Source organism: Bradyrhizobium sp. USDA3010 (genome assembly GCF_056429065.1).
On sequence record NZ_JBWJZD010000033.1, the window covers coordinates 1 to 25,253 of the forward strand.

At 61.2% G+C, this 25,253-nt stretch carries 22 protein-coding genes and 2 pseudogenes; 11 read left to right on the forward strand and 13 right to left on the reverse strand.

Annotated elements, in window-relative coordinates; genetic code table 11:
- Positions 1-107 precede the first annotated feature (107 nt).
- Together AC066Y_RS34325 and AC066Y_RS34330 are read right to left on the reverse strand one after the other, a co-directional pair.
- Complete coding sequence (locus AC066Y_RS34325) at positions 108-1,451, reverse strand: P-loop ATPase, Sll1717 family (protein WP_478277732.1); 1,344 nt, start codon at positions 1,449-1,451, stop codon at positions 108-110.
- Positions 1,430-1,612: a hypothetical protein gene (locus AC066Y_RS34330; RefSeq protein ID WP_478277813.1), complete on the reverse strand. Its 183-nt coding sequence runs from the start codon at positions 1,610-1,612 to the stop codon at positions 1,430-1,432. Before AC066Y_RS34330 ends, AC066Y_RS34325 begins: the two co-directional genes overlap by 22 nt.
- 64 nt (positions 1,613-1,676) lie before the next feature.
- Between AC066Y_RS34330 and AC066Y_RS34335 the strand changes: the two genes are divergently transcribed.
- The 6 genes from AC066Y_RS34335 (at position 1,677) to AC066Y_RS34360 (ending at position 8,827) form a co-directional block, all read left to right on the forward strand.
- Positions 1,677-1,949, forward strand: a complete 273-nt coding sequence (locus tag AC066Y_RS34335; RefSeq protein WP_478277733.1) for a hypothetical protein — start codon at positions 1,677-1,679, stop codon at positions 1,947-1,949.
- 17 nt (positions 1,950-1,966) lie between these two features.
- Positions 1,967-2,464 (forward strand): thermonuclease family protein, encoded by a 498-nt coding sequence (locus AC066Y_RS34340; RefSeq protein WP_478277809.1) that lies wholly within the window; start codon positions 1,967-1,969, stop codon positions 2,462-2,464.
- Positions 2,465-2,515: 51 nt separating this feature from the next.
- Positions 2,516-3,496, forward strand: a complete 981-nt coding sequence (locus tag AC066Y_RS34345) for an AlbA family DNA-binding domain-containing protein (RefSeq protein ID WP_478277734.1) — start codon at positions 2,516-2,518, stop codon at positions 3,494-3,496.
- A 190-nt stretch (positions 3,497-3,686) separates the two neighbouring features.
- Positions 3,687-4,676 (forward strand): DUF4268 domain-containing protein, encoded by a 990-nt coding sequence (locus AC066Y_RS34350; protein ID WP_478277735.1) that lies wholly within the window; start codon positions 3,687-3,689, stop codon positions 4,674-4,676.
- Between the two features lie 1,834 nt (positions 4,677-6,510).
- Entirely contained in the window at positions 6,511-7,974 is a 1,464-nt protein-coding gene (locus AC066Y_RS34355; RefSeq protein WP_478277736.1) for a catalase, read from the forward strand.
- Positions 7,975-8,092: 118 nt separating this feature from the next.
- Positions 8,093-8,827: an MIP/aquaporin family protein gene (locus tag AC066Y_RS34360; RefSeq protein WP_478277737.1), complete on the forward strand. Its 735-nt coding sequence runs from the start codon at positions 8,093-8,095 to the stop codon at positions 8,825-8,827.
- A gap of 159 nt (positions 8,828-8,986) precedes the next feature.
- Here AC066Y_RS34360 and AC066Y_RS34365 read toward each other — a convergent pair whose 3' ends face one another.
- The 6 genes from AC066Y_RS34365 to AC066Y_RS34390 form a co-directional block, all read right to left on the reverse strand.
- Positions 8,987-9,961, reverse strand: a complete 975-nt coding sequence (locus AC066Y_RS34365; RefSeq protein ID WP_478277738.1) for a helix-turn-helix domain-containing protein — start codon at positions 9,959-9,961, stop codon at positions 8,987-8,989.
- Positions 9,962-10,363: 402 nt separating this feature from the next.
- On the reverse strand, positions 10,364-10,525 hold the full coding sequence (locus AC066Y_RS34370; protein ID WP_478277739.1) for a hypothetical protein: 162 nt from the start codon (positions 10,523-10,525) through the stop codon (positions 10,364-10,366).
- A 32-nt stretch (positions 10,526-10,557) separates the two neighbouring features.
- On the reverse strand, positions 10,558-11,421 hold the full coding sequence (locus tag AC066Y_RS34375; RefSeq protein ID WP_478277740.1) for an SDR family NAD(P)-dependent oxidoreductase: 864 nt from the start codon (positions 11,419-11,421) through the stop codon (positions 10,558-10,560).
- Positions 11,422-11,427: 6 nt separating this feature from the next.
- Positions 11,428-12,675, reverse strand: coding sequence for an alkene reductase (locus AC066Y_RS34380; RefSeq protein WP_478277810.1), 1,248 nt, complete (start codon positions 12,673-12,675; stop codon positions 11,428-11,430).
- A complete protein-coding gene (locus tag AC066Y_RS34385; RefSeq protein ID WP_478277741.1) occupies positions 12,587-13,594 on the reverse strand; it encodes an MBL fold metallo-hydrolase in 1,008 nt (335 codons plus the stop codon). The genes AC066Y_RS34380 and AC066Y_RS34385 overlap by 89 nt, the downstream gene beginning before the upstream one ends.
- A 24-nt stretch (positions 13,595-13,618) precedes the next feature.
- Complete coding sequence (locus AC066Y_RS34390; RefSeq protein WP_478277742.1) at positions 13,619-14,545, reverse strand: alpha/beta fold hydrolase; 927 nt, start codon at positions 14,543-14,545, stop codon at positions 13,619-13,621.
- 265 nt (positions 14,546-14,810) lie between these two features.
- Between AC066Y_RS34390 and AC066Y_RS34395 the strand changes: the two are divergent.
- Positions 14,811-15,075: pseudogene (locus tag AC066Y_RS34395) on the forward strand (type 2 periplasmic-binding domain-containing protein); the annotation flags it as partial.
- Between the two features lie 6 nt (positions 15,076-15,081).
- On the opposite strand, the gene AC066Y_RS34400 reads toward AC066Y_RS34395, so the two are convergent.
- The 4 genes and pseudogenes from AC066Y_RS34400 to AC066Y_RS34415 all read right to left on the reverse strand — a co-directional run.
- On the reverse strand, positions 15,082-16,230 hold the full coding sequence (locus AC066Y_RS34400) for an FAD binding domain-containing protein (RefSeq protein ID WP_478277743.1): 1,149 nt from the start codon (positions 16,228-16,230) through the stop codon (positions 15,082-15,084).
- Between the two features lie 39 nt (positions 16,231-16,269).
- The gene (locus AC066Y_RS34405; RefSeq protein ID WP_478277744.1) at positions 16,270-17,379 is read right to left on the reverse strand and encodes an FAD binding domain-containing protein; all 1,110 of its coding nucleotides are present in this window, start codon (positions 17,377-17,379) and stop codon (positions 16,270-16,272) included.
- Between the two features lie 40 nt (positions 17,380-17,419).
- A complete protein-coding gene (locus AC066Y_RS34410; protein ID WP_478277745.1) occupies positions 17,420-18,088 on the reverse strand; it encodes an MFS transporter in 669 nt (222 codons plus the stop codon).
- Positions 18,089-18,206: 118 nt separating this feature from the next.
- A pseudogene (locus AC066Y_RS34415) lies at positions 18,207-18,623 on the reverse strand (MFS transporter); the annotation flags it as partial.
- A gap of 426 nt (positions 18,624-19,049) precedes the next feature.
- On the opposite strand from AC066Y_RS34415, the gene AC066Y_RS34420 reads away from it, so the two are divergent.
- From AC066Y_RS34420 to AC066Y_RS34430, 3 genes are read left to right on the forward strand one after another with little or no spacing between them, the layout of a single operon-like run.
- Positions 19,050-20,357 carry a c-type cytochrome gene (locus AC066Y_RS34420; protein WP_478277746.1) on the forward strand — a complete coding sequence of 436 codons (1,308 nt, stop codon included), beginning with the start codon at positions 19,050-19,052 and terminating at the stop codon, positions 20,355-20,357.
- A gap of 42 nt (positions 20,358-20,399) precedes the next feature.
- Complete coding sequence (locus tag AC066Y_RS34425; protein ID WP_478277747.1) at positions 20,400-20,888, forward strand: (2Fe-2S)-binding protein; 489 nt, start codon at positions 20,400-20,402, stop codon at positions 20,886-20,888.
- Complete coding sequence (locus AC066Y_RS34430) at positions 20,885-23,113, forward strand: xanthine dehydrogenase family protein molybdopterin-binding subunit (protein WP_478277748.1); 2,229 nt, start codon at positions 20,885-20,887, stop codon at positions 23,111-23,113. Before AC066Y_RS34425 ends, AC066Y_RS34430 begins: the two co-directional genes overlap by 4 nt.
- 16 nt (positions 23,114-23,129) lie before the next feature.
- Here the strand turns inward: AC066Y_RS34430 and AC066Y_RS34435 are convergent, their stop codons facing one another.
- A complete protein-coding gene (locus AC066Y_RS34435) occupies positions 23,130-23,801 on the reverse strand; it encodes a TetR/AcrR family transcriptional regulator (RefSeq protein WP_456757180.1) in 672 nt (223 codons plus the stop codon).
- Positions 23,802-23,999: 198 nt separating this feature from the next.
- Between AC066Y_RS34435 and AC066Y_RS34440 the strand changes: the two genes are divergently transcribed.
- Complete coding sequence (locus tag AC066Y_RS34440) at positions 24,000-25,250, forward strand: FAD binding domain-containing protein (RefSeq protein WP_478277749.1); 1,251 nt, start codon at positions 24,000-24,002, stop codon at positions 25,248-25,250.
- Positions 25,251-25,253 lie beyond the last annotated feature (3 nt).

Below are 25,253 nucleotides of genomic sequence, written 5' to 3' on the forward strand. Positions count from 1 at the left end.
CGCGTTGCAAAGTACCGGTCGTCAGGCGGTGAAAAGCCGAAGGCAATCCTGTGCGCCTCGTCAGAGCAGATGTACGGCCGCATCAATCGGGCCCAAAAGCCGCACTCTCACGAATAGGACGGGTTAGCTAGTGTTTCCAGGGTCTGCTCCGTTTTCTCACCCTTAAGCTTCTGCATGGTGGGCTTGAGTTCTGGGTATTCGGCGAAAAGGTTCGATATGAGCTTACCTTCGGATACAGCGGGTAAAGCTAATTTAAAGACGGACCTATCAAATAGCTGTGGTTCCGGCGCCGCGGCTTCCCCTCTTTCGAGCCGAGCGATCTCTTGCTCCCGAATGGAATTCAGCAGATGAATTACTTCGCGAGGCGCTGTCCTATCAGTAGCGTCGGCGCAACGGCTAATAATCCAGTCAAGCGTAGACGGTTTCTTCGCTCCCTGATCAACTTGATCGGGAAACAGTTTATAGAAGAGCTCCGTTTGACCGGGAAAGCTCTTTAGCACTGCTTCGCGATCAATCTGCTTCGCCTCCACCAACGCGGCGTTCTTCAGAACACGTTTGATCATCAAGTTGAGCAAAGCGTTTTTTGACCAAGTCAACGTGATGTCACGCGTTATGTGACTCGCCTCTCTAAACCCAGACTCAACGATCCGGGTCCAAATGTCGGTGCGGAGAAATATCTTTAGCTTGACATGATCGTGCGCACTGAAATCCCGGTAGACGCGAAACAGCGCCCTCAACGCATTCTTTTCAAGGTCATGCGTTTCGGCGAAAGCTACGTCTAGGCGATCAAGCAGTATCCAGATTTGAAAGTCGGCTTCTTTTAGGGCCTGCTCCGCTAGCGCTGCTAGGTTATCAACTGAAACGTACCCCGCCTTGCTTTGGTCGGTTCTCGGTTCACCGGGGGTAATTTTTCCCGTGAAAACGTGCCCGCCTGTTGGCTCAACTCTGACCGTTGCTTCGATGGTCGGTGAAAAATACCGTTGAGCGTACTGGCGCACGGTCTTTAGAAGTTTCCGCAGTTCGAAGACATGCGGAACTAGCCCTTGGTCTGACAGATGACTGATCAGGTCTTTGGCCGGTTTATTTTTGATGTCGAATTCTTGAAGCTTCTTTGCGATTAGCGATACCAGATATAGTTTCCACAGGCCGATAAATTCAGCCTCGGCAGCGGGAGGGTCTGCAACGAGTTCTTTGAATACGGGTGTCCCTCTAGGTTCTTCTGCCGTTATGATGAGAATGCGCTTGTCGAATAAGTCGTCCGACTTTGCGCTCAGCAGGGAATAGATAGCGCTTTTGCCCGCCCCCTTGTCGCCTTTGACTACGTCGATCTCGCCGTTGAAAATCCGTTCCCATTGATCCGTTTCAACGAAATAGCTGCCAAGCTCATTCGTTTCCTCTTCCGCAACCCGGGCACCGAAGGAAACCTTCTTCAAGAGCTGCATGCTATCCATGTCAGGCCAGCCTTTTTGCTTTCGAGAAACTCATTCGCAATCAACAGCGCCTTCACGGCTTCGCGTGCGTCATCGCCGCAAGCCGCGATTGCTTGATCGACAGCCGCATCGGACAGCACTCGTGCGAAGGGCTTGAAGGTAGGATTGTCCACGTTGACCAATCTTAGTGTTCTCATTACGTTCTAAACAAGTCAAGGTTGATTTGGGTGGGTTTGGATCGCAACCATGGAAATTTCAAAGTGGATGGTGGGCATTATTTCTGTGGCTGTGCTGACAACCTTGGCGAACACCGCAATGATCGTTCGCCAAATGGCGTCTCCGCCGCCGCAACCCCTCTATAGAGCCAAAGAATTAGAGAAGGATCGCGAGTTTAAGAAGGCGGTAGAAAGCATCGCGGAAAGCGTTGCTCAGAGTCAGGGCTTCGTAGATGAAAGCGGGGTGGCTTCGGTCGTCGAAGCTTGCAGGGCTGTCAGTGGGGGCAGGCTCAAGTGCAATTGAGATACCTAGCCCTATCGATCTTTATCGCGGCGAGCGGGGTAGCTTGCGCGGGTGAGTTGATTGGCCGCGCTAGCGTCATTGACGGGGACACGCTCGAAATTCACGGCACTCGCATCCGGCTGTGGGGCATCGATGCACCCGAAAGCTCGCAGCTCTGCCGTGGAGACGACAGCTTGCCATATCGCTGCGGAGCGAAGGCGGCGAATGAGCTGGACGCCTTCATAGCGGGGAGGGCGGTTAGGTGCGAGTCGGTTGGACGTGATGTCTATGGGCGTACAGTCGCAACGTGTTCAGTTGGCGGCGTCGACCTGGGAGACTGGCTTGTGCGGGGCGGGCTCGCGTTCGATTGGCCTCGCTACTCCAGGGGCAAATACGATAGCGCGGAGCGCGAAGCCGACCACGCCGCGCGGGGAGTGTGGGCGGGCAGTTACGTTGTGCCGTGGTTATACCGCGCATGCATCAATCAGGGCGGCAAGCCGGGCGGCTGTTCGGACGATGCACAGTCGCATCCGTGATCTGAATAATCGAATAAGATGAACCGACCTGGTTTTTAGGAGTTGAGATTCATGCTGGAGTCATTTGCTACCTTTAGGAGCCGTGCCGATCTTGAGAAGCTTTTGGCGGACGGTTTAGTCGAATCCCTTCAGGTAGAATTCAAGGCGTCGGATGCGTTAGCTCGTGACGGGAATAAGCCCAGTGAGCTGTGTATCACCGTTTCCGCAATGGCAAATTCAGCGGGGGGCCAGATTTTCTACTGCATTGATGAGGCCAAAAAGACGAACGGCCCTATCCGAGTAGATGATGGTGTCGCGGACCCAAAGGTTACGCGAGAATGGATAGAGCAGATACTCATTTCCAGAGTGCATCCCCGCATGAACGGCGTTCGAATTGATGAAATTGATTTGGGCGCTGGAAGGCGCGGATTCGTGATTTCTGTTCCCCAGACACAGACAGGGCCACATCAGGCGCCCGACAATCGATACTATAAGCGCTTCGAGCTACAAGCTCGCGCGATGGAAGACTACGAGGTTCGCGATATCTTAAGGCGAGCTACCACGCCACAGCCCTTCGTCACGCTAAGGTTTCCTGTCGGAAATAGACAGCGGCTGGTTTTCGGTCCCAATCAAGATCAGTCTGATGCATTTAAGGTTATTGCTCGCATCTCCAACCGGTCGGCCGCACCCGCCCACCATGCAGTAATTGATATTGGGTTCGACGGAGATTTGATTTTGGCTTCGGCGGGCAATTATGAGTCTCTGGGAGAATTTGCTGATAACTCCGGTTTCACGATGAACTGGTATCGTAGAATACTAAGCTCCCCTCCTATGCTTCCCATTTTCAAAGAGCATACTATGGCGATTGCCCCTAACGACCTCCATTTTTATCTGCGTTCGTCTGCATTGGTCGGCCGACCCTTCTTCGACATAACTGTCCTAGTTTCGGCTCCTGGATTTTCGAGTGAAGAGCATTGGGCGATTCAGGCCAGTGGCGGAACTATTGCTCTCCATCCGCCCGGAACGCCAATGACGGACAGATCAAAAGATTAGACCTCAGGGGAGCGAGCAGAATGCGCCTAATAGTCACTTTGGCCGTGGTTGTTACTGTTAACCAGCACCGCAGCGCTTGCGGACGACAACGCGATTATTTCCAAAGTAAAAAACATATGGCGAGCACAGAATGGTGAATCCGCTAGCTAGCATCTGAAATCGTAATACTTACTGATTGGGGAGACTTCCATTGTCAATCGATCTCGGTGAAATCAAAAAGGTGGGTATTAGGAATGTTTGGTCTCATGAAGAACTCGATTTTACGCCCTGGCTTGCGCAGGAAGAGAACATCGCGAAGCTGAGTAACGAGATCGGACTAGAGTTACAGGTGGAGCGGATCGAAGTGCCCGTGGGTCCGTATTGGGCCGATATTCTCGCTAAGCAAAGTCGGGGCGGATACGTCGTAATTGAGAACCAGTTCGGCAAGACGGATCACGATCATCTCGGCAAGATCATAACGTACGCGGCGACACTTGGGGCAACCGCCATCGTGTGGATAGCTGAGCGCTTCACTGACGAGCACAAGAAGGCAATTGAGTGGCTGAACGAACATACCAGTGTTGATCTCAGCATGTACGCCGTCGAAATAGAGCTGTGGCAGATCGATGGCTCAAAGCCAGCCGTACGATTCAACGTGCTGAGCAAACCCACTGAGATCGCAAGACAAGCAAACGCTGCTAAATCAGTTGCACCGCTCAGTGACGCTAAGCAGCTGCAATTAGAGTTTTGGACTGAGTTTCAAAAGAAACTGCTTGAGCGGAGGGTTGTGCCGTCGGCCCAAACACCCCGGCCGCAGTACTGGTTTGATGTCGCTCTTGGCCGGGCGAACATATACCTGTCGAACGTCGCGAATACCGCCGATGGTCGCGTTGGAGTACGGGTGTATCTAGGCAATAAGGTCGCCGACGCGGCTCTTCCTCAACTCATGGCCGATCGAGCAGCCATCGAGGCTGAAATCGGGCATCATTTGCAGTGGAATCCCAATCCCGAGAATGATGATAAAACAATTGCGCTGTTGCGTGAAGCAGACCTCTATAACCGAGAGAAGTGGCCCGAATACATTAGCTGGCTGGTGGACATGGTCGACAGGTTTAAGAAGGCCTTCGGTCCGAGGATCAAAAATCTAAAGCTGGCTCAAGAGAGCGAGCCCGGGCAGGCGGAAGGTCAAGCCGCTCTGTAAGTCTTTGAAAATAGCGGCTCGAATTGGGTGGGGGGCCGTACGTAACGCTCTCCCGCTACCATCTTTCCCCCCGACGTCTCGTCACTGGGGGATTGGCGGTACCGCCCTCCCGCTAGCATATTGCCCCACACTCCCTTGACGCGGTTCGGATAAGCCTTCTCGCCCAGGAGGGCGTTGAGCCGACCTGCGATCTCCACGGTTTCACCACCTGGCCGCTCTGGATCGACGCCAAGACCTTTTATTTGGACACGGTCGAGAGTGCAGTTCTCAGTGGCCTGAAGGCCGAATTGCGCCGAAAGTCATTTCCGAGTACGTGCGCACATACCTTGAGGAAAGGAAACGCCTCGCATCTACATCAGTTGCGAAGAGACAAGGTCTTGAGCAGCAAAGCCGGCCGCAAGGCCGCAGCGGAAGTCAGCTTGGGCCGTCCTGCCGATCGCGGTTCACATCCGCCAGCAATCCGGGGCGGGTGGAGAAGAAGCGCTTCCCAACGCCCGGATTCAAATCAATGACGCGAAGGCCAAGCGTGCAATGAGGCTCAGTTTCGTCAAACTAGGTCATGGTACTCTCGGTCTGGGCGCACGCGGCAATGACCGCGACCCGGTCGCAGCGTTCTTTGAACCAACGCCCGGCGAAGGAAAACCGCTGTTTGCTCACGAGAGGGCAGTGGCGTAGCCCAGCGTAGAAATCGGCGGGCTCGCACTCTCGTTAGTGAGGGCCACGCTATCTCGTCGAAGCAGCGTTTGGCTGGTGACTTCGGCGCACCTGTTGGTCACGCAAATTACCCATGCGTTCGCGTCAGCGATCACTGACTCACGTGCTATGCTACCGCTGACATCGCGTATTCTCCACCAATTGTGTCAGCGCTCGGCAAAGGCCGATCTGCCGTCTCGAGCACCGGAACGTCTCGCGCTCCAGCGCGAAATCCGTGAGAGATCGCCGGCGTCATCGGCGCGATCGAACTTCACCCCCGACAACGCATATCCCCCTTGGCGTTTGACGAATGTCTGGCGGAGAGAGTGGGTCTCTTCACTGTTCCGTGCGGCGGGACAATAGAGCAAGGAATAGTCGAGATGGATAACATTCGAATCGTGCTCGTACGTCGCGAAGTAGTGGCCGGCCTCCGCATCTGCTCCACACCTGGCGACAACAACCCTGCGAACCTCGAGGGGGAGACGATCAATCCGCTCGGCGCTCCAGGGAGGATCGCGAGGAGCGACTGGAGCGGCTGTTGTTCCGAATGACCATCCCAACGCGATAGCGGCAGCAAGCAAGGACGTTGCCGTTCTCATTTTCGAAGCAACTTGCTTCGATCGGGGCCATTGCCGCGGCTGACAACGTGGATGACTTGACGCATGGCTGGATGGCCTCCAGGAGGTAACCCTCGATGCTGTGAAGCTGCACTCTCTTGCACGTGTGAACATAGGGATACTCTAACGACATGTTCGGATGCCGCAGAGTTGGCAGGACTACCTGACGTCTACCTGAACGGATCGCCTGCGCTCAGACTTCGGGAACCAGCCAGCGTCACGGTTACGTTATTCAGTTGAATGCGAGAGCATCGGACAGCGCCAGTTTGGCCTACCAACGGCCGTTGGCTCTCCGTCATTCTCCATCAGAGATAACCGCCTCCCGCTTCCGAAGGTTGGCGCAAGATCGCTACAATTGCAGCAATAGACCCTAAGTGTCCGCCAAGCAGGCCCATACATCTCCGTCGCACCCGGCTGCTCGCAAACGCACGGTCAACAACCGACGTTGCGAACGCAAGAGCCGTTGCCGCGAAGAGCGGCAGCGCTGCCGGGGATCTAAATGTCTCGCAATACAGGAGCAATCCATGGCCAAGCGCCCTACACTCACCACCGACAGCGGCATGCCGGTTTCCGACAACCAGAACAGCATCACGGCGGGGCCACGCGGCCCGTTGCTGATGCAGGACTTCGTTCTATTCGAGAAGCTCGCCCACCAGAACCGTGAGCGTATTCCCGAACGCGGCCAGCACGCCAAGGGCTCGGCTGCCTATGGCACGCTGACCGTCACTCACGACATTTCGAAATACACCAAGGCCAAGGTGTTGCAGAAGGGTACAAAAACCGAAGCGTTCCTGCGCTTCTCGACGGTAGCGGGCGAGCGCGGTGCCGCCGACGCAGAGCGTGATGTGCGCGGCTTTGCGCTGCGCTTCTATACGGAGGAAGGCAATTGGGACATGGTCGGCAACAATACACCGATATTCTTCGTGCGCGACGCACTGAAGTTCCCAGACTTCATCCACACGCAGAAGCGGCACCCGAGGACCAACATGCGCTCGCCGACCGCGATGTGGGATTTCTGGTCCCTGTCGCCGGAGAGCCTGCACCAAGTGACCATCCTCATGTCGGATCGCGGCCTGCCGCAGAGTTATCGCAACATCGACGGCTTCGGCTCGCATACCTACTCATTCATCAATGCCAGGAACGAACGCCATTGGGTTAAATTCCACTTCAAGACCATGCAGGGCATCAGGAACTGGACGAACGGCGAAGCCGCCGAGAAGGTCGCTTATGATCGCGAGACCCATCAGCGTGACCTGTTCGAATCGATCGAAAGGGGCGATTTCCCGAAGTGGAAGTTCTCCGTCCAGATCATGCCGGAGAACGATGTCGAAAAGCACTGGTACAACCCGTTCGACCTTACCAAAGTCTGGCCGCACAAGGATTACCCGCTGATCGAAGTCGGCATTCTCGAGCTGAACCGCAATCCGCAGAATTATTTCGCCGAAGTCGAACAGGCCGCGCTTTCGCCCGCCAATATCGTGCCCGGCATCGGCCACTCGCCGGACAAGATGCTGCAGGCGCGCATTTTTTCCTATGCCGACGCACACCGCTATCGCGTCGGCGTCAACGCGGATCAGCTTCCCGTCAACAGGCCGCGCTGTCCCGTCCACACCTACAACGTCGACGGCACCATGCGGCTCGCAGGCAATCCGAATCCTGATGCCTATTACGAGCCAAACTCGTTCAACGGCCCGGCGCAGGACGAGCGTTTCCGCGAGCCGCCGCTGAAAATTTCCGGCGATGCCGACCGCTACAATCACCGCGACGGCAACGACGACTATCGTCAGCCCGGCGACCTGTTCCGGCTCATGACCGTCGCCCAGAAGGAGCAGCTCTTTCAAAATTACAAGACGGCGATGCAAGGCGTTCCGGTCGAAATCGTCAAGCGGCAGATCGCCCACTGCTACAAGGCCGATCCCGAATATGGCGCTGGCGTCGCGAAGGCGATGGGTATCGATTTCAAACCGCAGACCATCGCTGCGGAGTAGGTCGCTCGCTTTGCCTGCCGGCGGCGCTCCCGTGCCGTCGGCCATCCCTAAATCCAACGGATCGTTGCCGGCGCAAACCTGCACGCGCGCGGCGGTCAACCTCACTCTGGAGTCAACAATGTCCAACCGGATTGCACCAAAACTCCTGGCGGAGTTCATCGGCACCTTCGCGTTAATATTCATCGGCGCCGGCGCGGGGGCCGTAGTCGGCGATGGTGTCGGCCTGCCTGGTCTCGCCGCGATTGCCTTCGCTCACGGTTTGACCGTCATGGTCTTCGCCTTCGCCTACGGCTCCGTGTCGGGCGGCCATTTTAACCCGTCCGTTACCGTGGGTGTTCTTGCCGCCGGCGCCATGCGTGTCGGCGAGGCTGCTGGTTATATCGTCAGTCAGCTCTTTGGCGGTATCATCGGCGCACTCTTGTTGCGGGCCGTGCTGGGCGGTGCGGAAACCGGCCTTGGTATGCCCGTGCTCGCGCATAATGTCGTTTTGGGCGCCACGACCCTCACGGTCACAGCGTGGGCCGGTTTCGCGATCGAGGCTATCCTCGCCTTCTTCCTGGTCACTGTCGTGCTCAGCACCGCGGTGGCGGGCCGCGCCGGCATCCTGGCGCCGTTGGCGATCGGTATGACCCTGACCCTCAACATCATCATGGGTGGCGCACTCACGGGCGCCGCCTTCAACCCGGCGCGGGCGCTTGGCCCGATGGTCGCGACCGGCAATTTCAATGATGCCTGGCTGTACCTGACAGCCCCGATCGTCGGTGCCATCGTTGCTGCCATTCTGCACACGGGCCTCGCCCGGCTCGTCCAGGAGCGAATGCCGTCAGGTGCCGCCCGGACGGCCGCCGAATGAGTCTCGTTTCGAGACGCTTGCTTCGAAGATCAGAGCACAGCGCCCTGCTGCCGATCGGCAGCAGGGCGCTACGTCCTTCGACACACCGTTCGCGCTGCGTGCCGCGCCACAAAGGGCGGTTCGGTCGGTATGCCAAGCGGCGTCGGCAACTCGCCCGCTTCAATCGAGATGGCGACGGTAATAGCTCGGTGTTTCGCCGGTCAGCCTGTGAAACGCGCAGGTAAATGTGCTGGTATCGCTGAAGCCGACCTCAAGTGCTATCGCCGTCACCGACCGTTCACGATTCGCCAATAACTGCTTGGCCCGTTCGATTCGGCGGGTCGCGTGATATCGGTGCGGTGGCACGCCGAAAGAACGTTTGAACGAGCGGGAGAAATGATACGGACTGAGCCGCGCCAACTCGGCCAGTGTCGCGAGCGGAATATCGTCGGCGACATGCTCTTCGACGTAGGCGGCCACCCGCTTCTGCTGCCAGGACGCAAGGCCGCCACGACTGACCGACTTGTGGAGTTCGGTGTCACCGTTGATGCGAACAAGCTCATGTGTCAACACGATGCCGAGCGCTTCGGCGTATTGTCGATGCGACGTGTCCGCCTTCTCGATCACCGATTTGAGCTTGAGAGCGGTTTGCCAAAGATCGCTATCATAAAAGAACAGGCGCGGCTTGAATTCGATCTCCTCAAATCGCAGCGCGGGATCGGCGAGAGGCCCACGCGGATCGATGTACAAGTAGGTTGTGTGCGTCAATGCGCGCGGTCTCTGCCATCCGCGAAAGGCATGCCCGGCGGGAACGAAAGTCAGCTTGTGAGTAAAATCGCGCAAGGTCGAGCGAGGAAGGCCTTCAACAAAGGACTCCCCATCGTAGCGCTCGGCAACTTCTGCCGCAATGAGCAGGTGCCATGGAGCCTGGAATCCGTATTCAAATTGCGTGTGCCGCATAATCTGGACGGTCTCTCCGCGAAAGCCCGACCAGGTCGTGGCGCGGCGCTTGGCGATCTCAGGCGGCGAAATATTGACGAACGGACGAGATTCAAAATGCAGTTGCGGCCATGAGGGCGGGTGCTCGGCGATCGGACGTGGGAGAGGCGGAACGTCGGCGGGTTGATTCAAGGTCGATTCGGCGGAACTGGCCATTATTCGATCTCCACTCGCTTCGATACACGTTTAACCCCAGACATTCTTAGTTAGGCGGTCGCGACTATGAGCAAGATGTGGAGTCGGCCTCGCTCACGGCGAGTTGAGAGTCCACCGTCACGATCGGTTGAGTTTCGCGTGGTTCGCCCGCGATTTTCGGACGAAGCCGCGGAAGGACGCCGCGCGCGAATTGCCACAAGACCAGCATCGAGACATTGGCGCGATGCCGCCCAGAATTGGCGCAAGGTTGGGCAATCGCTGCAAGATGGCCAGAGTCGTCGTCAAGAGCCATCCACAATACCGGGGCCCTTGGGATTATCTGCGCGCCACACCCAGCAATGAGACCTATCGCGTCGACACGCGCAGCGTGAGACCTAAGGATATTGCAGGTACGTTCCAACCCTAATCGCGGCTGGTTGCGGCCTTTTTGCTCATGCCGCGCTGGTTGATGAAGGTCCGTGCCGCGTCATCGTTCAGGACGTCGTCCGGAGGAAGCTCAGGTCCCATACCTTTCGAGGGGTTTGAAATCGGGATGCGGCCCCTTCCCATCGATGCGATCGCCAACTGTTTTCGACTCCCTCGATTGAGTCACGAACTCATCTGAAGCAGGCAAGCGCTGCGGCCGTGGTGTCCCACAACCGCCGTCGTGCTTGCTCGCTGTTGGCCGGGGCAATGGGGGTGAGCGGACGGGCGTTCTTCACGGAGACATAGGCACCGGTCCGCGCGCCGAAGGCCGGGTCGGTGGCGAGGCGCACGATGATCTGCGCCCCACGCGCAGGGTTGCCGACGCCCAGCCAGTTCAGGGCCGTGGCAAGCGGGCGGGCAAAGCTCAGTTCACGGCCGAGTCCAGTGACGTTGAAGCCCGGACATAGACAGTTCACCGCAACCCCGGTCGCTTCGAGCTGTCGGGCCAGTTCAAGGGAGAACATGATGTCGAGCAGCTTGGTGCGGCCATAGATCCTTGACGATCCGCGCGCGGTAAAGGGCGCGGTGTCGAACAAGTCCGTGTCAATCTCAAGATATCCGCTCTGGCGGGAGGCCTCCGAGCCGACTGTGACGATGCGCGCGGGGGCAGAATGCACCAGAGTCTCCCGCAGGGCGTCGGTCAGCAGCCATGGGGCCAGATAGTTGACCGCGACCATTTCCGCATAGCCGTCCTTTGTGATGCGTTGTTGGAAGGCATGCAGACCGGCATTGTTGACCAGAACATCGATGTGGGGATGCCGTTCCGAAATGGCCTTGCCGGTCGCGGCAACGGCCGCCAGGTCGGAGAAATCAACGAGGTGCACGTCGACAGGCGTGCCCGGAGCAGCGGCCTCGACCATGGCACGCGTCCTGTCGGCCTTGGTCTCGCTGCGTGCCGTCAGGATGAGATGCGCCCCATGGCGGGCTAATTCCAAAGCGGCAAGCTGGCCGATGCCATCGGTAGCGCCGGTGATGAGTATCTTCGGCCGGGCCAAGGCCCCTTACTCCTTCTCCACGGACTCAAGGCTCGGATAGTCGAGATACCCCGCATCCGATCCGCCATAGATCCCAACCGGTTGCGGCGAATTGTAGGGACCGCCAGCTCGTATCCGCGCCGGGAGGTCCGGGTTGGCGAGAAAGAGGCGGCCGAACGCGACTGCGTCAGCCTCGCCGGAATTGACGATATCGGTGGCACGCTCGGGGGTGATGCCGGCATTGACGATGAGAGGCCCGCGATAGTGCTCGCGGAATATCGCCAGCATTCGCTCGTAGTCCGGCGCTCCGGTCCACGCGTTGGTGTCTGCAAGGTGCAGATAGGCGAGCCCCGCGGTCTGTAGCCACGGCGCGAGCTGACCATAGGTGTCTTCCGGCTTCGGGTCCCGCGTGCTGTTGTAATCGGCAAAGGGCGACAGCCGCAACCCTATCCGCGATCGCGGCACGACGTCGGAAATCGCCGCAACAATTTCGAGAAGCAATCTGGAGCGTGCTTCGATGCTTCCGCCGTACTGATCGGTTCGCAGATTGATGGTCGGCGAGAGAAACTGGTGAACCAGATAGCCGTTGGCGCCGTGAATCTCCACTCCGTCAAACCCGGCGCGAACGGCGTTGGCGGCCGCCCGTCGAAATTCGTCCACGACGGTCTCAATCTCTGCGGTGGTCATCGCACGCGACGACGTGGCCGCGACGCGCACATAGGCGCCGTTGGCAAGCAGCGCCCACACCTGCAGCCGTTCCAGATCGTCATTCACGCCTGACGGTGACAGTGGTTGCCTGTTTGATAGCAGACCGCGCGCGCTCGCGCGGCCGGCGTGCCAAAGCTGCGCGATAATCCGGCCTCCTTGCTTGTGGACCCGCTCGACGACCGCTTTCCAGCCCTCGGTCTGCGCGTCGGTCCACAGGCCCGGCGTTCGATCAAAGGCGTTGGACATCGGTCCTACATTGATGCCCTCGCTGACAATCAGGCCGGCGCCGGCGCGGGCCGCGTAATATTCGCCAGCGGAACCATTGATGACACCATGTTCGTCGGCGCGCGAACGCGTCATCGGCGCCATGACGATCCTGTTCGGGAGACTGAGGTCGCCCAGCGCTGCGGGACGAAAGAGACCTGCCATGTTGTTCACCTTCGGTTGATGCGGCTGTTCGCGAGATCGACGCCGGCAGCTAGCGCCGCAGGACCGTCGTGTAATTCGCAGGGATCCATTCAAATCGGCCGCCCGTAGCGCGGACGTGTCCCAGGCCCGGGAAGGCAATGTGGGCGGCGGCGATCCACGTGTCAGTTCGCGCAGCATCCGAGAACGCTGCCACGCGTTTGGCCTCGGCCGCGAGCGGATCGCTGTCATAGGTCACGGTCACGGCGGGATCGGGAAACTGGATCTGGGCGACGTGGACAAGGTCTCCCCACACCAGCAGCCTATGCGGTCCGCTCGTAACCTCGTAGGAGGTGTGGCCCGGCGTATGGCCGAACGTCGGGATCGCGCGAATCCCGGATGACAGCTCTGCGCCTTGTTGGAACGGCCGCAAGCGGCCGGAGTCCAGATAGGGCTTCAACGAAGCGCGATCGCCTTCAAACATCGGCTTGAGGAAGGTTGGTGCCTCGTCCTCGCTCTTCGGATCGAGCCAGTAGTCGAGGTCGTTCTGGCTGACCCAGACGATTGCGTTTGGGAACGCTACCTTGCCATGCGGAGCTATACCTCCGACGTGATCGGCATGGAGGTGATTGAGAAAGACCTCGTCGATCTGCTCGGGCCGGTAGCCGGCAGCGATCAGGTTCTCGACGAGATGGCCGCAACAGTCTCCGTACAGGCTGCCCGCGCCGCTATCGATCAGCACGAGCTTGCTCCCGGTGTTGATCAGGAAAGCGTTGATCGAACCTTCCACGGGGGCTGCAAGCCGCTCCGCAGCGAGACGAGATTCGGCTTCGCCGGGACGGGCATCCGAAAGCCTGATGGCCTTGCGGCTCCCATCGGCCGCCGCCTCGTTCCGGGTCATCACCTCATGAACGGGAAAGGGGTGGGTGCCATCGAGGAGCGCCGTGATCTCGAGGTCACCGAGCATGATCCGGTAGAAGCCGGGCGCCTGCGCATGTTGCAGCGGAGCGGCCGCTTCGCAGTTCGGTCCAAGCAGGAGGCAAGCGATTGCGCTCGCGATGAACGTGCGGGCCGGGGTCATGATCCTCTCCATTGTCGTGCGCGATCAGCCGGCGGTTGTCCAACCATCGAGAAAATCGAGCAGCAATTTGGTCACCGTTTCGGGCTGCTCCTCATGCGGAAGATGGCCGCAGCGCTGGATCGGCGCCACCTGCAGGTTCTCGGCCATCTCGCTCCAGACCGCTTGCATGTCGAACAGCCTTCCGACGGCACCGAAGTCCTCTCCCCAGATCGAGAGCACGGGACAGGCGATCTTGCTGTCGGCATCTGCAAGGTCCTGCGCGATGTCCTCCGGGCCGGCCCGGTAGTCGGACAGGGCGCCGCGGACGCCGCCCTCGGCGGCAAAGGCCTTCACATAGGCGGCGATTGCTTCATCGGAGATGCTCCGCGGATCGTGACACCAATCGGAGAAGAAGTGACGCAGCCAGATCTCTTCACGGCCCGCCAGCAGAGCCTCGGGCAGGTCGGGCACCTGGTGAAACAGGAAGAACCAGTACTGCCGCGCGATCTGCGCATTCATCTCGCGCGCGACGATCCGGGTCGGCACGTTGTCCATCACGACGAGCCTGTCGACCAGCGCGGGATGGTCCTTCACCAGGCGCGTGGCAACCCGCGCGCCGCGATCATGCCCAACCAGTGCGAACCGGTCGATGCCAAGAGCCTCTGCCAGCTTGACGATGTCATTGGCCATCGTCCTCTTGTCGTAGCCGGTCGAAGGCTTGTCGGTGTCGCCATAGCCACGCAGGTCGGGCGCTATCACGCGATATCGCCGCGCAAGCTCGGGAATCTGGAAGCGCCAGGCGTAGCTCGTCTCGGGAAAGCCATGGAGCAGGATGACCGGCGGACCGGACCCGCGTGGCGATAGTGCTGGCGGATGCCGTTGGCCCTGATCGTATCGTGTCCTGCGTCGTCCATTGCGATCGGATCCCTGACCGGTGTGGGCGGCGAGCGATGCCGAGGCGACAGCGCTCAATTTGAGGTGCATTCCGGCCGGCGCGCGTGCACATGAGCTCGCTGAGCGGGCTCGATCTTGTTCCGATGTTGATCCAAAACAAATCCCGCTGATTGCACATCCTGGCGCGCGGTTGTACGATTGCGTCCAGGTTGAACGTGAGGATGCTGCCGGTTGTGGCTCCCAGTCCGTCTGGCCCGCCACGTGATCGGGCGAAAATCCAAGACATTTCGACCGGTATCGGCCTCAATGAGCGATCAGACGGCTGCGCCTGCCAAGATCGTCCGTCGCGCGGCTGGTCTGCGCATCGCCCGACTATCTGAAGCGTCATCGTACGCCGCTCCATCCGCAGGATCTGTGCGATCACGTCTCCCTGACCTACGGCTTCCTGCTGACGGGCAATCAATGGAAGCTGACAGGCGACGACGGCGTCCATTGGATCCAGCCGGCGTGGTCGCTGTGCGTCAACAACGCCGACGCGACATCTTGCCGTCAAGGTCCGGCTGTTCATCGATTTTCTCGTCGATCGGTTCGGATCGGGCGCCGGCTGAGGCTCGCTAGTCGGTGCTTCTATCGCGTGACCAGCGATTGCCGAGCGCAAGGCCGTATTGGTAGAGCGCGTTGCCATATTGCAGCTGCAACCGTTCGGTGGATTGAAGCGCGACGTCGACATTCGCGCGTGCTGATTTCAATGCGCGTGCGAGAACCGAGGCCTCGTAGGCCGCCTTGGCGGTCCCTCCGGCCGTGTGCGGCCGCACCACGAAAGCTGCGTCGCCGGTCAGCAGGACGCGGCCGAACAGGGTTTTCGGCACCGTCACGTCAAGGATGCTCTGAAGGAACGGATCCAGCGTCTCCGAGACCAGCGCGGCCATCTTTGGATGGATCTCGCGCAAGGCACGCGCCCTCAGATCGGCAACGGTTCTTTGCGGCGTCGTGCCGCGCGGAAGCGAGGATCGATGCCGCGTGCCATCCTTGTCGGTCAGCACAGTCGCGAGCTCGGCGGCACCGACGTGCACGTACCAGACCCAGTTGAGCCGACGTGATCCGACCGTCACGGCTCCGTCGGGTCCCGGGATGAAATACGCCAGCATATGGCCGCCATTGCGGGCTTCCGAGAAGGTGAAACGATCGTCGAAGAATGGGAGGAGATCGGAAGGCACGTTGCGCTCGTCGAGCGTGCCTCTCCAGGCAACATAACCGGCGTATCTGGCCTCGACATCAGGAAGCATTTGACGCCGGACCGTCGAGCCCGAACCGTCGGCGGCCACGAACAGATCGCTCTCCACGACGGAGCCGTTGCCAAGCGTCGCCGAGACCTTCGAGCCCGCCTGAGACACCGCCATCACTTCGGAGTCAGCCCGATAGCATTCATCGGCAACGGCTGCCCGCAGCGCCGTGTGGATGGCTTCCCAGGAGGTGAATTCCTGCGGCATGTCCTGGAGAACACCATCGCCACCGTCTGGGTCGAGATATCGCCGGCCGCGGCAGGTCGTGAACGGGAGCGGACCTGCACCGCTTTCCTCGAGCAACTGGATCAGTTCTCGCTGAACGACGATCCCGGCTCCTCGGGCCAGCATTGGACCCGGCACGCGCTCGTGCACGGTGACGGTCGCGCCCAATTTGCGAAGGGTGATTGCATTGCAAAGCCCGGCGACCGATCCGCCGCTGATCGTCACCCTGAAATCATGATCGTGATGCCAGCTCATCTGCTTCTCCCTGACTTGCTGTTTCGCCAACTGGCGGGCTCACACGAGGTGCGCACCCAGCTCGCGGCCGGACGCGGCGATAGCGGCGCCTGCCTGTCTGCGTTCCCGATCGTATCGCTGGAGCGCCTCTCCGAGCGGCGCCGATGCAAGGTGCTTTCGCAGCGCCATGGCGTCAGCCGCCGCCTTTGCGATGCCCATCCCCGTATGCGGCCGCACGACGAATGCCGCGTCTCCCACCAGCGCAATGCGTCGCGAGGTCATTCGCTCCGTTTCGTAGTCGAAGATCCCTTGCACGAACGGCTGGGATGTCGCTTCGATCGCCGCAGCGAACGAGCGCGGCAGCAATCGTTTGGCGTCCTCGACGAGTCCGTCGCGGGCTTGTGCGGAGATCGCGCCCGGAGGCAGCGAGTATGGGTGGATGCGGCCTTCGCGATCGGTGAGCACATCGTCGCGCGCCGCCGGTCCGATCGCCGGCCGATACCAGACCCAGTTGTACCTGCGATCTCCGGGCTCGGTTTCGCCGCTCGGTCCGGGGACCAGGAAGCCGATCACGTGGGAATGCGGCATGCGGAAGTATGCGAAGCGCTCGAGGAGGTCGCTGGCCGCGAAGCCCGGCAGGTCGCGTTCCGGCAAGAGGCCGCGCCACCCGACATAGCCGGCGTAGACATTTGCCGCGGCCTGGCCGTCGACCGCGGCGCGCGCGACGGACGCTATGCCGTCAGCGCCAATGACGAGATCGGCAGCCGTCTCGCTTCCGTCGCTGAAGCGAACGACGACCCGATCGGCCTCCTCGTGAAGATGTTCGACCTTTCGATCAAGCACGTATGAGCCATCCGCGATCTGCTTTCGAAACACGCGATAGATCGAGTCCCACGACAGCTGCATCTGGGGCGGCATCTCTTGATCGATGGTCGGGCCCGTGTCGCCGAACACGATGCGTTCCCGCGCAACCACCCCGACGCGTGCGACATGTTCGCAGCCGGCCGCGCGCAGAATGGCAAATGTCTCACGCTTGCCCAGCAGACCGGCTCCACGCCCTTCGAGCCCATGGACTGATCGCTCGTAGACGGTGACGTCGTGTCCATCATGGGCCAGCAGCGTTGCGGTGAACAATCCCGCGAGGGAGCCTCCGACGACCGCGATTTGCACGTCTTGCGATCTCCAAATGCGTCCGTTCGACCTGGCGAGGTCAGTGACGCGCTGCCTTCCGGCCGAACAGTGTCGGCAATTGCAAGAGCAGACCAGCGGCCGCAAGTGCCGCGCCGTAGCCGCAAACGCCGAGCCACGAGGCGTGCGCATAGGCCCAGCTCGCGCCGAGGGATCCAAGCGATCCGCCGATGAACATGGCCGTCATGAAAACCGTGTTCAGCCTGCTTCGCGCCTCGGGACGGAGCGCAAAAATCAGGTGCTGGTTGGCCACCAGCGCCGCGTTCACGCCGGCATCCAGCAGCACCACTCCGACGGTCAATCCGGCGACGGTGTTCCAGCCCCCGAACACGACCCAGGAGGACAGCGAGATGGCGGCGGCGATCGCGATCACGAGATGCGGGCCGCGCTTGTCGGCCGTTCGGCCGGCGAGCGGCGCAGCGAGGATCCCCGACGCGCCGATCACGCCAAACAGGCCGGCGATCTCGGGGCCGAAGCCAAACGCCGGCTCTTGCAGATGCAGGGACAAGACGGTCCAGAACGCGATGAAGGAGGCGAACAGCATCGCTTGCGTCGCAGCGGCCAGGCGAAGCGCCGGCTCTTCGATCAGTAAATGCAGCAACGAATGCAGCGCAGCGGCGTATCCCAGGCTCTGCGTCGGATGATGGCGGGGCAGGGTCGTGCGGACCAGCACGGCGGCGCCGAGCGCCAAAGGCACGCCAAGCCAAAACATCTCGCGCCATCCGAAATGCGATCCGACGAAGCCGGCTTATCGTGCGGCTGAGAAGGATTCCGCCGAGGATTCCGCTGACGACCGTTCCGACCGCGGCGCCCCGCGTCTTGTCGTCGGCGAGCGTCGCGGCGAACGGAACGATCTGCTGCGCCACCGTGGCCGCTACACCCTGCACAAGCGAGGCTGCGATCAACGCGAGCGTGGTCGGTGCAACAGCAGCGAAGGCCAGTGCTGCCGCCAGAACGGCGAATTGTGCGGCGATAAGACGACGTCGCTCGACGAGATCGCCCAACGGGACGAGCAGGAGGAGACCGACCGCGTAGCCAAACTGCGTGGCCGTGGGTATCAAGCCGATCGCAGAGGAGTTCGGATAATTCGCTTCGATGAGGCCCAGCAGCGGCTGATTGTAATAGATGTTCGCGACCGCGATGCCCGCACAAACCGCCATGGCAAACGTGCGTGCGCGGGTGAGTTCTTGGACCCGTTGATCCGTGCTGAGAGCAGACGTCGACATGGCCGCATTCCTCGCTGGTCCGCGCGCAGCTTCTGTTCGCCGCGCCGGACACTTGACTTCAAACACGATCGGCAGCTAATTATCAAACGATAAATAACAAGTCCGTGCAAAATGAATGGCTGTCATGTGCAGCGGGCTGCACAGTGCGCGGTCTTCCGGATGAAAGAGCTCTCGCAAGACGTGTTACGCGGCTGGCCTGCGAACGTATTGGACTGAATGCGCATGCTTTGAACTGGCTTTTGGATCGGCGGACGCATTGCGGCGGTGCGACCTCCCGGTCGAGCGTCGTTGGCAGAACCGGCGACACGCCGCCGGCGTCCCGCAGCGTCGCGACCTCATCGGGAGATTGTTCAAGGGCCGCATCAAACTGAAAAGACGATGCCTGCAGCGGACTGATATGGCGTTTCCATTGAGGAAGGAACGGCAATGAAGCTCAGGTCAGTTCTGCTCGCGCTGCTTGCCGTCGGGGCGATCGGTGGGACGGGGGCGCTTCTCTACGCCTGGGAATCGCCAATCGCTCCGATCGATCCGCGATCAGCCAGGGCCACCGATACTGTGATGGTGCGTCGTGGAGCAAGCCTCGCGCTGCTTGGCGACTGCGCCACGTGCCACACGGCGACCGGCGGAGTACCATACGCCGGCGGACTTGCGATGCCGACGCCGTTCGGTACGATCCACTCCACCAACATCACGCCCGATCCGGAGACCGGCATCGGTCGATGGTCGGAGCAGGCATTCGTTCGCGCCTTGCGGTCCGGCGTGGATCGTGAAGGCCGTCACCTTTATCCGGCGTTCCCGTACGACCACTTCACGCGCGTGTCCGACGATGATGCGAACGCATTGTATGCCTTTCTGATGTCGCTCGATCCGGTCCGGTCGTCGGCGCCGCCAAACGGACTGCCGTTTCCCCTCAATATCCGCCTGACGCTCGCCGGCTGGAAGCTGCTGTTTCTGCATCAGGAGCGCTTCGTCGCCGATCCGTCGAAGGATGCGAAGTGGAACAAGGGGAAGTATCTGGTCGACGGGCTCGGGCACTGCGGCGCCTGCCACTCTCCGCGAAACCTGATGGGAGCAGAAGAGGTCTCGGCGAGTTTCCAGGGCGGCGTGGCCGAAGGCTGGCGTGCCTATGCGCTCGGTCGCAGCTCGCCGTCGCCGGTCCCGTGGGATGAGGCGGCCCTGACGGATTATCTCGCACGTGGCTCGCATCCCCAGCATGGGACAGCTCAAGGGCCCATGTCGAACGTGACCGACAATCTGTCCCTGGTCGATCCCGCCGACGTCAGTGCGATGGCCTACTATCTGGCCTCGCTCGGCAAGAGCGAAGCGCGGACCGACGCAAAGATCGCTGCTCCTTCGGGGTCCGGACGATTGCCCCAGGTGGCTGGTGCGCAAGCTGCGACGCCGCCCCTCCAGTCCGATCCGGGTGGAGCGATCTACGGTGTCGCTTGCGCATCGTGCCATGAGGGCGGCAGACCTTTGCCGCTGGGAGGCGTCAGCCTTGGCCTCTCCACGGCCCTTGCCGACGAGACGCCAGCCAACCTGATCAATCTCGTGCTGCGGGGAATCCCCGCGTCCTCCGATGGTTCGGCGCGTCCGATCATGCCCGGCTTTGGCGATGCTCTCGACGACCGGCAGATCTCCGATCTCGCCAACTACCTGCGTACCCAGTTCGCCGGCAAGACCCGGTGGGACGGGGTCGCCGAGGCGATCGCAGACGCAAGAGCCAACTGGTGAGCCGGACAAGGGAACAATGAGCAGAAGGGCCGCTGACACGCCATGACAACGCTGACCGTTAACGGCGAGAGCCGATCCATCAAGGCGAGCCCGGACACGCCGCTGCTCTATGTTCTCCGGGACGAACTCGGGCTGAACGCCGCAAAGTACGGTTGCGGCCTCGGCCAGTGCGGCGCGTGCACCGTGATCGTCGATGGCAAGGCCATCTTCTCATGCATCACGCCGGTGATGGTGCTGGAGGGGCGCTCCGTCACCACGCTGGAAGGGCTTGGGAGCCAGGCGGAGCCAGGCCCGTTGCAGCAGGCTTTCATTGCCGAGCAGGCGGCGCAGTGTGGCTATTGCATCCCCGGCATGATGATGCGCGCCCAGGCGCTGCTCAATCGTGATCCGAACGTGACCGACGAATCGATCAGGGCCGAACTGCAGCCGCATCTGTGCCGGTGCGGAACTCACATGCGGATCTTGCGTGCGGTCCGCCGTGCCGCCGACGAGCTGAAGAAGAGATCTGCCGAGGTGAGGGCGGGGCGATGACGCATGCTGTCTCTCGACGGAGCGTATTGGCGGGTGCCGGCGCGCTCATTGTCGCCTTGCGATTCTCCGGAGCGCGTGCGCAGACCGAAACCGGCACCGGCGGAGGTCCATCGAAGCACGGTCTTCCCGGAAGTCTCGACGACACGCCAAACATCGACGCCTGGATTCGCGTCGATGCGTCGGGCGCGGTTACGATCCTCACGGGAAAGGCCGAGCTCGGCCAGGGTCTCAAGACGGCACTGCTCCAGATCGCGGCCGAGGAGCTCAAGGTGCCGTTCGATCGGCTCTCGCTCGTCACGGCAGATACCGCACGGACGCCGAATGAAGGCTATACGGCCGCAAGCCATTCGATGCAGGACTCCGGCACCGCAATCCGGCACGCCGCGGCTCAGGCGCGCGAGATCCTCCGTGACGAGGCCGCCCGCAGGTTTGGCGTGCCGGCGGCCTCGCTCCAGGTCCGCAACGGCGCCGTGTTCGGCCCGCACGGCGCTCGCCTTGCATACGGCGAGCTGGTTCGCGATCAACTGTTATCTGTGGAAGCGAGCACAACGTCGCATCTCACCGCGCCGGCAGACTTCACGGTGATGAACCAGCCGGTTTCGCGGATTGATATTCCGGCCAAGGTGACGGGCGGTAGCGCCTATGTTCAGGATCTGCGCCCCGAGGGGATGCTGCACGGCCGTGTCATCCGTCCCCCGAGCTACGGAGCGATCCTGCGCGATCTCGATATCGCGCCTGTCGAGCGGATGAACGGGATCGCCAAGGTCGTGCGCGACGGCAATTTCCTCGGCGTGATCGCTGACCGTGAGTGGACCGCCGTTCAGGGAATGCGAACGCTCGCTGCGACCACGACCTGGATCGAACAGCAAGCTTTGCCTGATAGCGCGGACCTGCCGGGCGCCCTGATCAACCTGCCTTCGCGCGACACGACGATTCACGACGAGGGACGTCCGGGCAAGCCGGGAATCGCGGTCGAAGCGAGCTTCAGCCGGCCTTATCTCACCCACGGATCGATCGGGCCGTCCTGTGCGATAGCGCAATTCCAGGACGGGATGCTCACGGTTTGGACGCACACGCAGGGCGTTTTCTTCCTTCGCGATGCGATTGCCGGCATGCTGCGCATGCCTACCGAAAACGTGCGCTGCATTCATGCAGAAGGGGCCGGTTGCTACGGCCACAATGGCGCCGACGACGCCGCGGCCGATGCAGCGATGCTTGCCGTCGCGATGCCCGGCCGGCCGATCAGGGTGCAGCTGATGCGCGAGCAAGAGCACGCCTGGGATCCATTCGGCCCCGGCATGGTGGTCAAGCTCCGCGCCGCGGTCGGACCGGATGGGGTGATCGCGGATTGGCACCACGAGGTCTGGAGCCAGTCGCATATGATGCGGCCCGGACCTCCGGGAACGCTGACGGCCGCCCGACTGAAGTCCGACGCTTCTCCCCTCGCGCCGCCGGTTGCACTGGCGCAGCCCGAGGGCGGCGGCGATCGCAATGCAATTCCGCTCTATGCAATCCCGAACTGCAAGGTGATCAGTCACTTCCTGCCCGACATGCCCTTGCGTGGCTCCTCCATGCGCTCGCTGGGCGGGTACCTCAACGTGCTTTCGATCGAGAGCATGTTAGACGAGCTGGCGGCGCACTCGGGGCAGGATTCCGTCGCGTTTCGGCTTCGCCATACGGTCGATCCCCGCGCGCGCGACGTCATCGAAACTGCGGCATCCCGATTCGGCTGGGCGGCGCGGGTCAAGCGCTCGGACAGCACCGGATTCGGCTTTGGTTTTGCACGCTACAAGAACCTCGAAGCTTGGTGCGCGGTGGCCGTCGAGATCGAGGTCGTACGCCTCAGCGGCGCCGTTCGCGTCCGTCGCGTCGTGGCGGCGGTGGATACGGGGCAGGTCGTCAACCCGGACGGCGTCCGCAACCAGATCGAGGGCGGCATCCTGCAATCGATGAGCTGGACGTTGTTCGAGCAGGTCACGTTCGATCGCACCCGTGTCACGTCGGTGGATTGGTCCGCCTATCCCATCATGCGGTTCGACAGCGTTCCGGGCGCGGTTGACGTTCACCTGATAGATCGGCCCGGCGATGGCTTTTATGGTGTCGCCGAGGCCGCGCAAGGGCCGACGGGAGCCGCGATCGCGAACGCGATCAGAGATGCAACCGGCGTTCGGATGCATGATCTCCCGTTCAATCCCGCCCGCATCAGGAAGGCGATCGGCGCGTAACTCGAGGGAGCAGGATCTAGGCGATCGCCTTCGCCGGGAGGACGAAGCGAACGCCGCCCAGGAACGTCGTCACCTTTGCATCGATGATCGAATTGACGTCGGTTTCCAGGGGCATCGAGTAGATGAACTTGCGAACCCCGAGATAGAAGATCGCGGCGTGCAGGCCCCATACCATCTCGACTTCGAGATCGGTGGTCGGCAGCTCATCGGTCGAGGGACGTCCGTATTCGAACCTGATCTCCTCGATCACCCTTTCGAACGCACGTTCGCGCAGCATCTTGAGATAACGGGCGTTCAGTCCGAGGTCCCTGAGGCCCGCGAACATGAACAGGCGGATCCATTCGTAGGTGAGGATGACCTCGGCGTATTCGCGATAGAACTGGATCAGCCTGGCCTTGAGGGGAACCGAGCGATCGGTGATGATCTTCTCCCAGGACGGTTTCCAGCGTCCGACAAAAACTTCCTGATAGACCCGCTCGATCAGAGCTTCCTTGCTTGGAAAATAGCGATAGAGCAGGGGCTGGGTGATGCGAAGTCGCTTTGCGAGTTCGCGGGTCTGTCCCTCGAACCCGTGCTCGGCGAAAAACGACACGGCTTCTCGCGCGATGATGGCTTCCCGCTCGGACGGGTCCAGCCTCTGCTGTTCTCGGATCGGCGTCGGAAGACGCGCTCTTCTGGCCTGCTTCACGTCTGATTCGTCGGTTAGAGGGCACTTTCGTGCCTTCATACACCGATTTGCCGCCAGGGCCGACCGGAAGCGGCGCCATCACTTTTTGTTTATCATTTGATAAATAGCTATTGACTTGGATCAGTGCCATGTCATGAATTGATCAAGTGATAAATAAACGTCAGTTCGCGCGAACCGATCAGCGAAAGGAGGATGCTCATGAGCGACGATCGCTGGAAGCGTGCAGTGCCGCCGAAGGCACTTGTGATCGGCGGATCGATGGCCGGCCTGTTCGCCGGGTTGCTGTTGCGGCGGGAAGGCTGGAACGTCGACGTCTATGAGCGCATCGGTGCGGAGCTCGCGGGCCGAGGCGCGGGCATCGTCACGCATTCGGAATTGTTCGACGTCTTGGGCCGGGCCGGCATCGATACCGCGGCCGCGGCGGTCGGGGTCGTCGTTCCGGGGCGGCGCGTGCTGGACCGGAGTGGCCGTATCGCAGGCGAGCTCGGGTTGCGGCAAGTGCTGACGTCCTGGGGACACCTCTACGGGCTGTTGAAGGCAGCGTTGCCGCCGCAACACTACCATCACGGCAAGAGCCTCGAGGGTGTTGCGGAGCTCGGCGACCGGGTGGTGGCGCGCTTTTCCGACGGCACCGAAGCGTCGGGAGACCTGCTGGTCGGCGCCGACGGGATATTCTCGAGCGTCAGGACGCAGCTCGCGGCCAACGTCCAGCCCAAATACGCCGGTTACGTCGCCTGGCGGGGCCTCGTCAACGAGCGGGACCTGTCGGCCCGGACGCGGGCGGAACTGTGCGACTGGTTCGCCTTCAGCCTGCCTCCCGGGGAGCAGATGCTCGGCTATCCCGTTGCCGGGGCCAACGAAGAGATGGATGTCGGCGAGCGCCGCTTCAATTTCGTCTGGTATCGCCCGGCCGACGCCGACCGGGGACTGGCGGATCTGCTGACGGATATCGACGGTGTCAGGCAGCCATTGTCGATTCCGCCGACCAGGATTCGATCCGATGTGATTGCCGCGATGCGCCGGGACGCGGAGCGGCTGCTGGCGCCGCAATTCGCCGAGGTCGTTCACCTCACGTCTCAGCCCTTCATCCAGGCCATCCTGGATCTCGAGACACCGCGCATGGCGCTCGGATCCCGCACCGTCATCCTTGGCGATGCTGCGTTCGTGGCGAGGCCCCATGTCGGCATGGGCGTGACGAAAGCCGCGGCGGATGCGGCGGCTCTGGTCGATGCGTTGCGCGCCCTTCCGGCCGATCTGCCGGCGGCGCTCGCGAAATTCGAATCGAGCCGGCTTCCGTTTGGGGCCGCAGTCGTGCGGCGCGCCCGCCATCTCGGCGCGTACATGCAGGCGCAAATCGCCACGGCCGAAGAACGGGCGATGGCAGAGCGGCATCGCAGCCCCGAGGCGGTGATGGCGGAGACTGCGGTGGCAACCGGCATTGCCGCCTAGGCG

Bases quoted from the DNA above. Each gene is read 5' to 3' on its own strand.
- AC066Y_RS34345 (WP_478277734.1), top strand. From the start codon at position 2,516: ATGCTGGAGTCATTTGCTACCTTTAGGAGCCGTGCCGATCTTGAGAAG.
- AC066Y_RS34325 (WP_478277732.1), bottom strand. From the start codon at position 1,451: ATGGATAGCATGCAGCTCTTGAAGAAGGTTTCCTTCGGTGCCCGGGTT.
- AC066Y_RS34440 (WP_478277749.1), top strand. From the start codon at position 24,000: ATGAGCGACGATCGCTGGAAGCGTGCAGTGCCGCCGAAGGCACTTGTG.
- AC066Y_RS34355 (WP_478277736.1), top strand. From the start codon at position 6,511: ATGGCCAAGCGCCCTACACTCACCACCGACAGCGGCATGCCGGTTTCC.
- AC066Y_RS34400 (WP_478277743.1), bottom strand. From the start codon at position 16,230: ATGAGCTGGCATCACGATCATGATTTCAGGGTGACGATCAGCGGCGGA.
- AC066Y_RS34425 (WP_478277747.1), top strand. From the start codon at position 20,400: ATGACAACGCTGACCGTTAACGGCGAGAGCCGATCCATCAAGGCGAGC.
- AC066Y_RS34360 (WP_478277737.1), top strand. From the start codon at position 8,093: ATGTCCAACCGGATTGCACCAAAACTCCTGGCGGAGTTCATCGGCACC.
- AC066Y_RS34385 (WP_478277741.1), bottom strand. From the start codon at position 13,594: ATGACCCCGGCCCGCACGTTCATCGCGAGCGCAATCGCTTGCCTCCTG.
- AC066Y_RS34335 (WP_478277733.1), top strand. From the start codon at position 1,677: ATGGAAATTTCAAAGTGGATGGTGGGCATTATTTCTGTGGCTGTGCTG.
- AC066Y_RS34430 (WP_478277748.1), top strand. From the start codon at position 20,885: ATGACGCATGCTGTCTCTCGACGGAGCGTATTGGCGGGTGCCGGCGCG.
- AC066Y_RS34420 (WP_478277746.1), top strand. From the start codon at position 19,050: ATGAAGCTCAGGTCAGTTCTGCTCGCGCTGCTTGCCGTCGGGGCGATC.
- AC066Y_RS34365 (WP_478277738.1), bottom strand. From the start codon at position 9,961: ATGGCCAGTTCCGCCGAATCGACCTTGAATCAACCCGCCGACGTTCCG.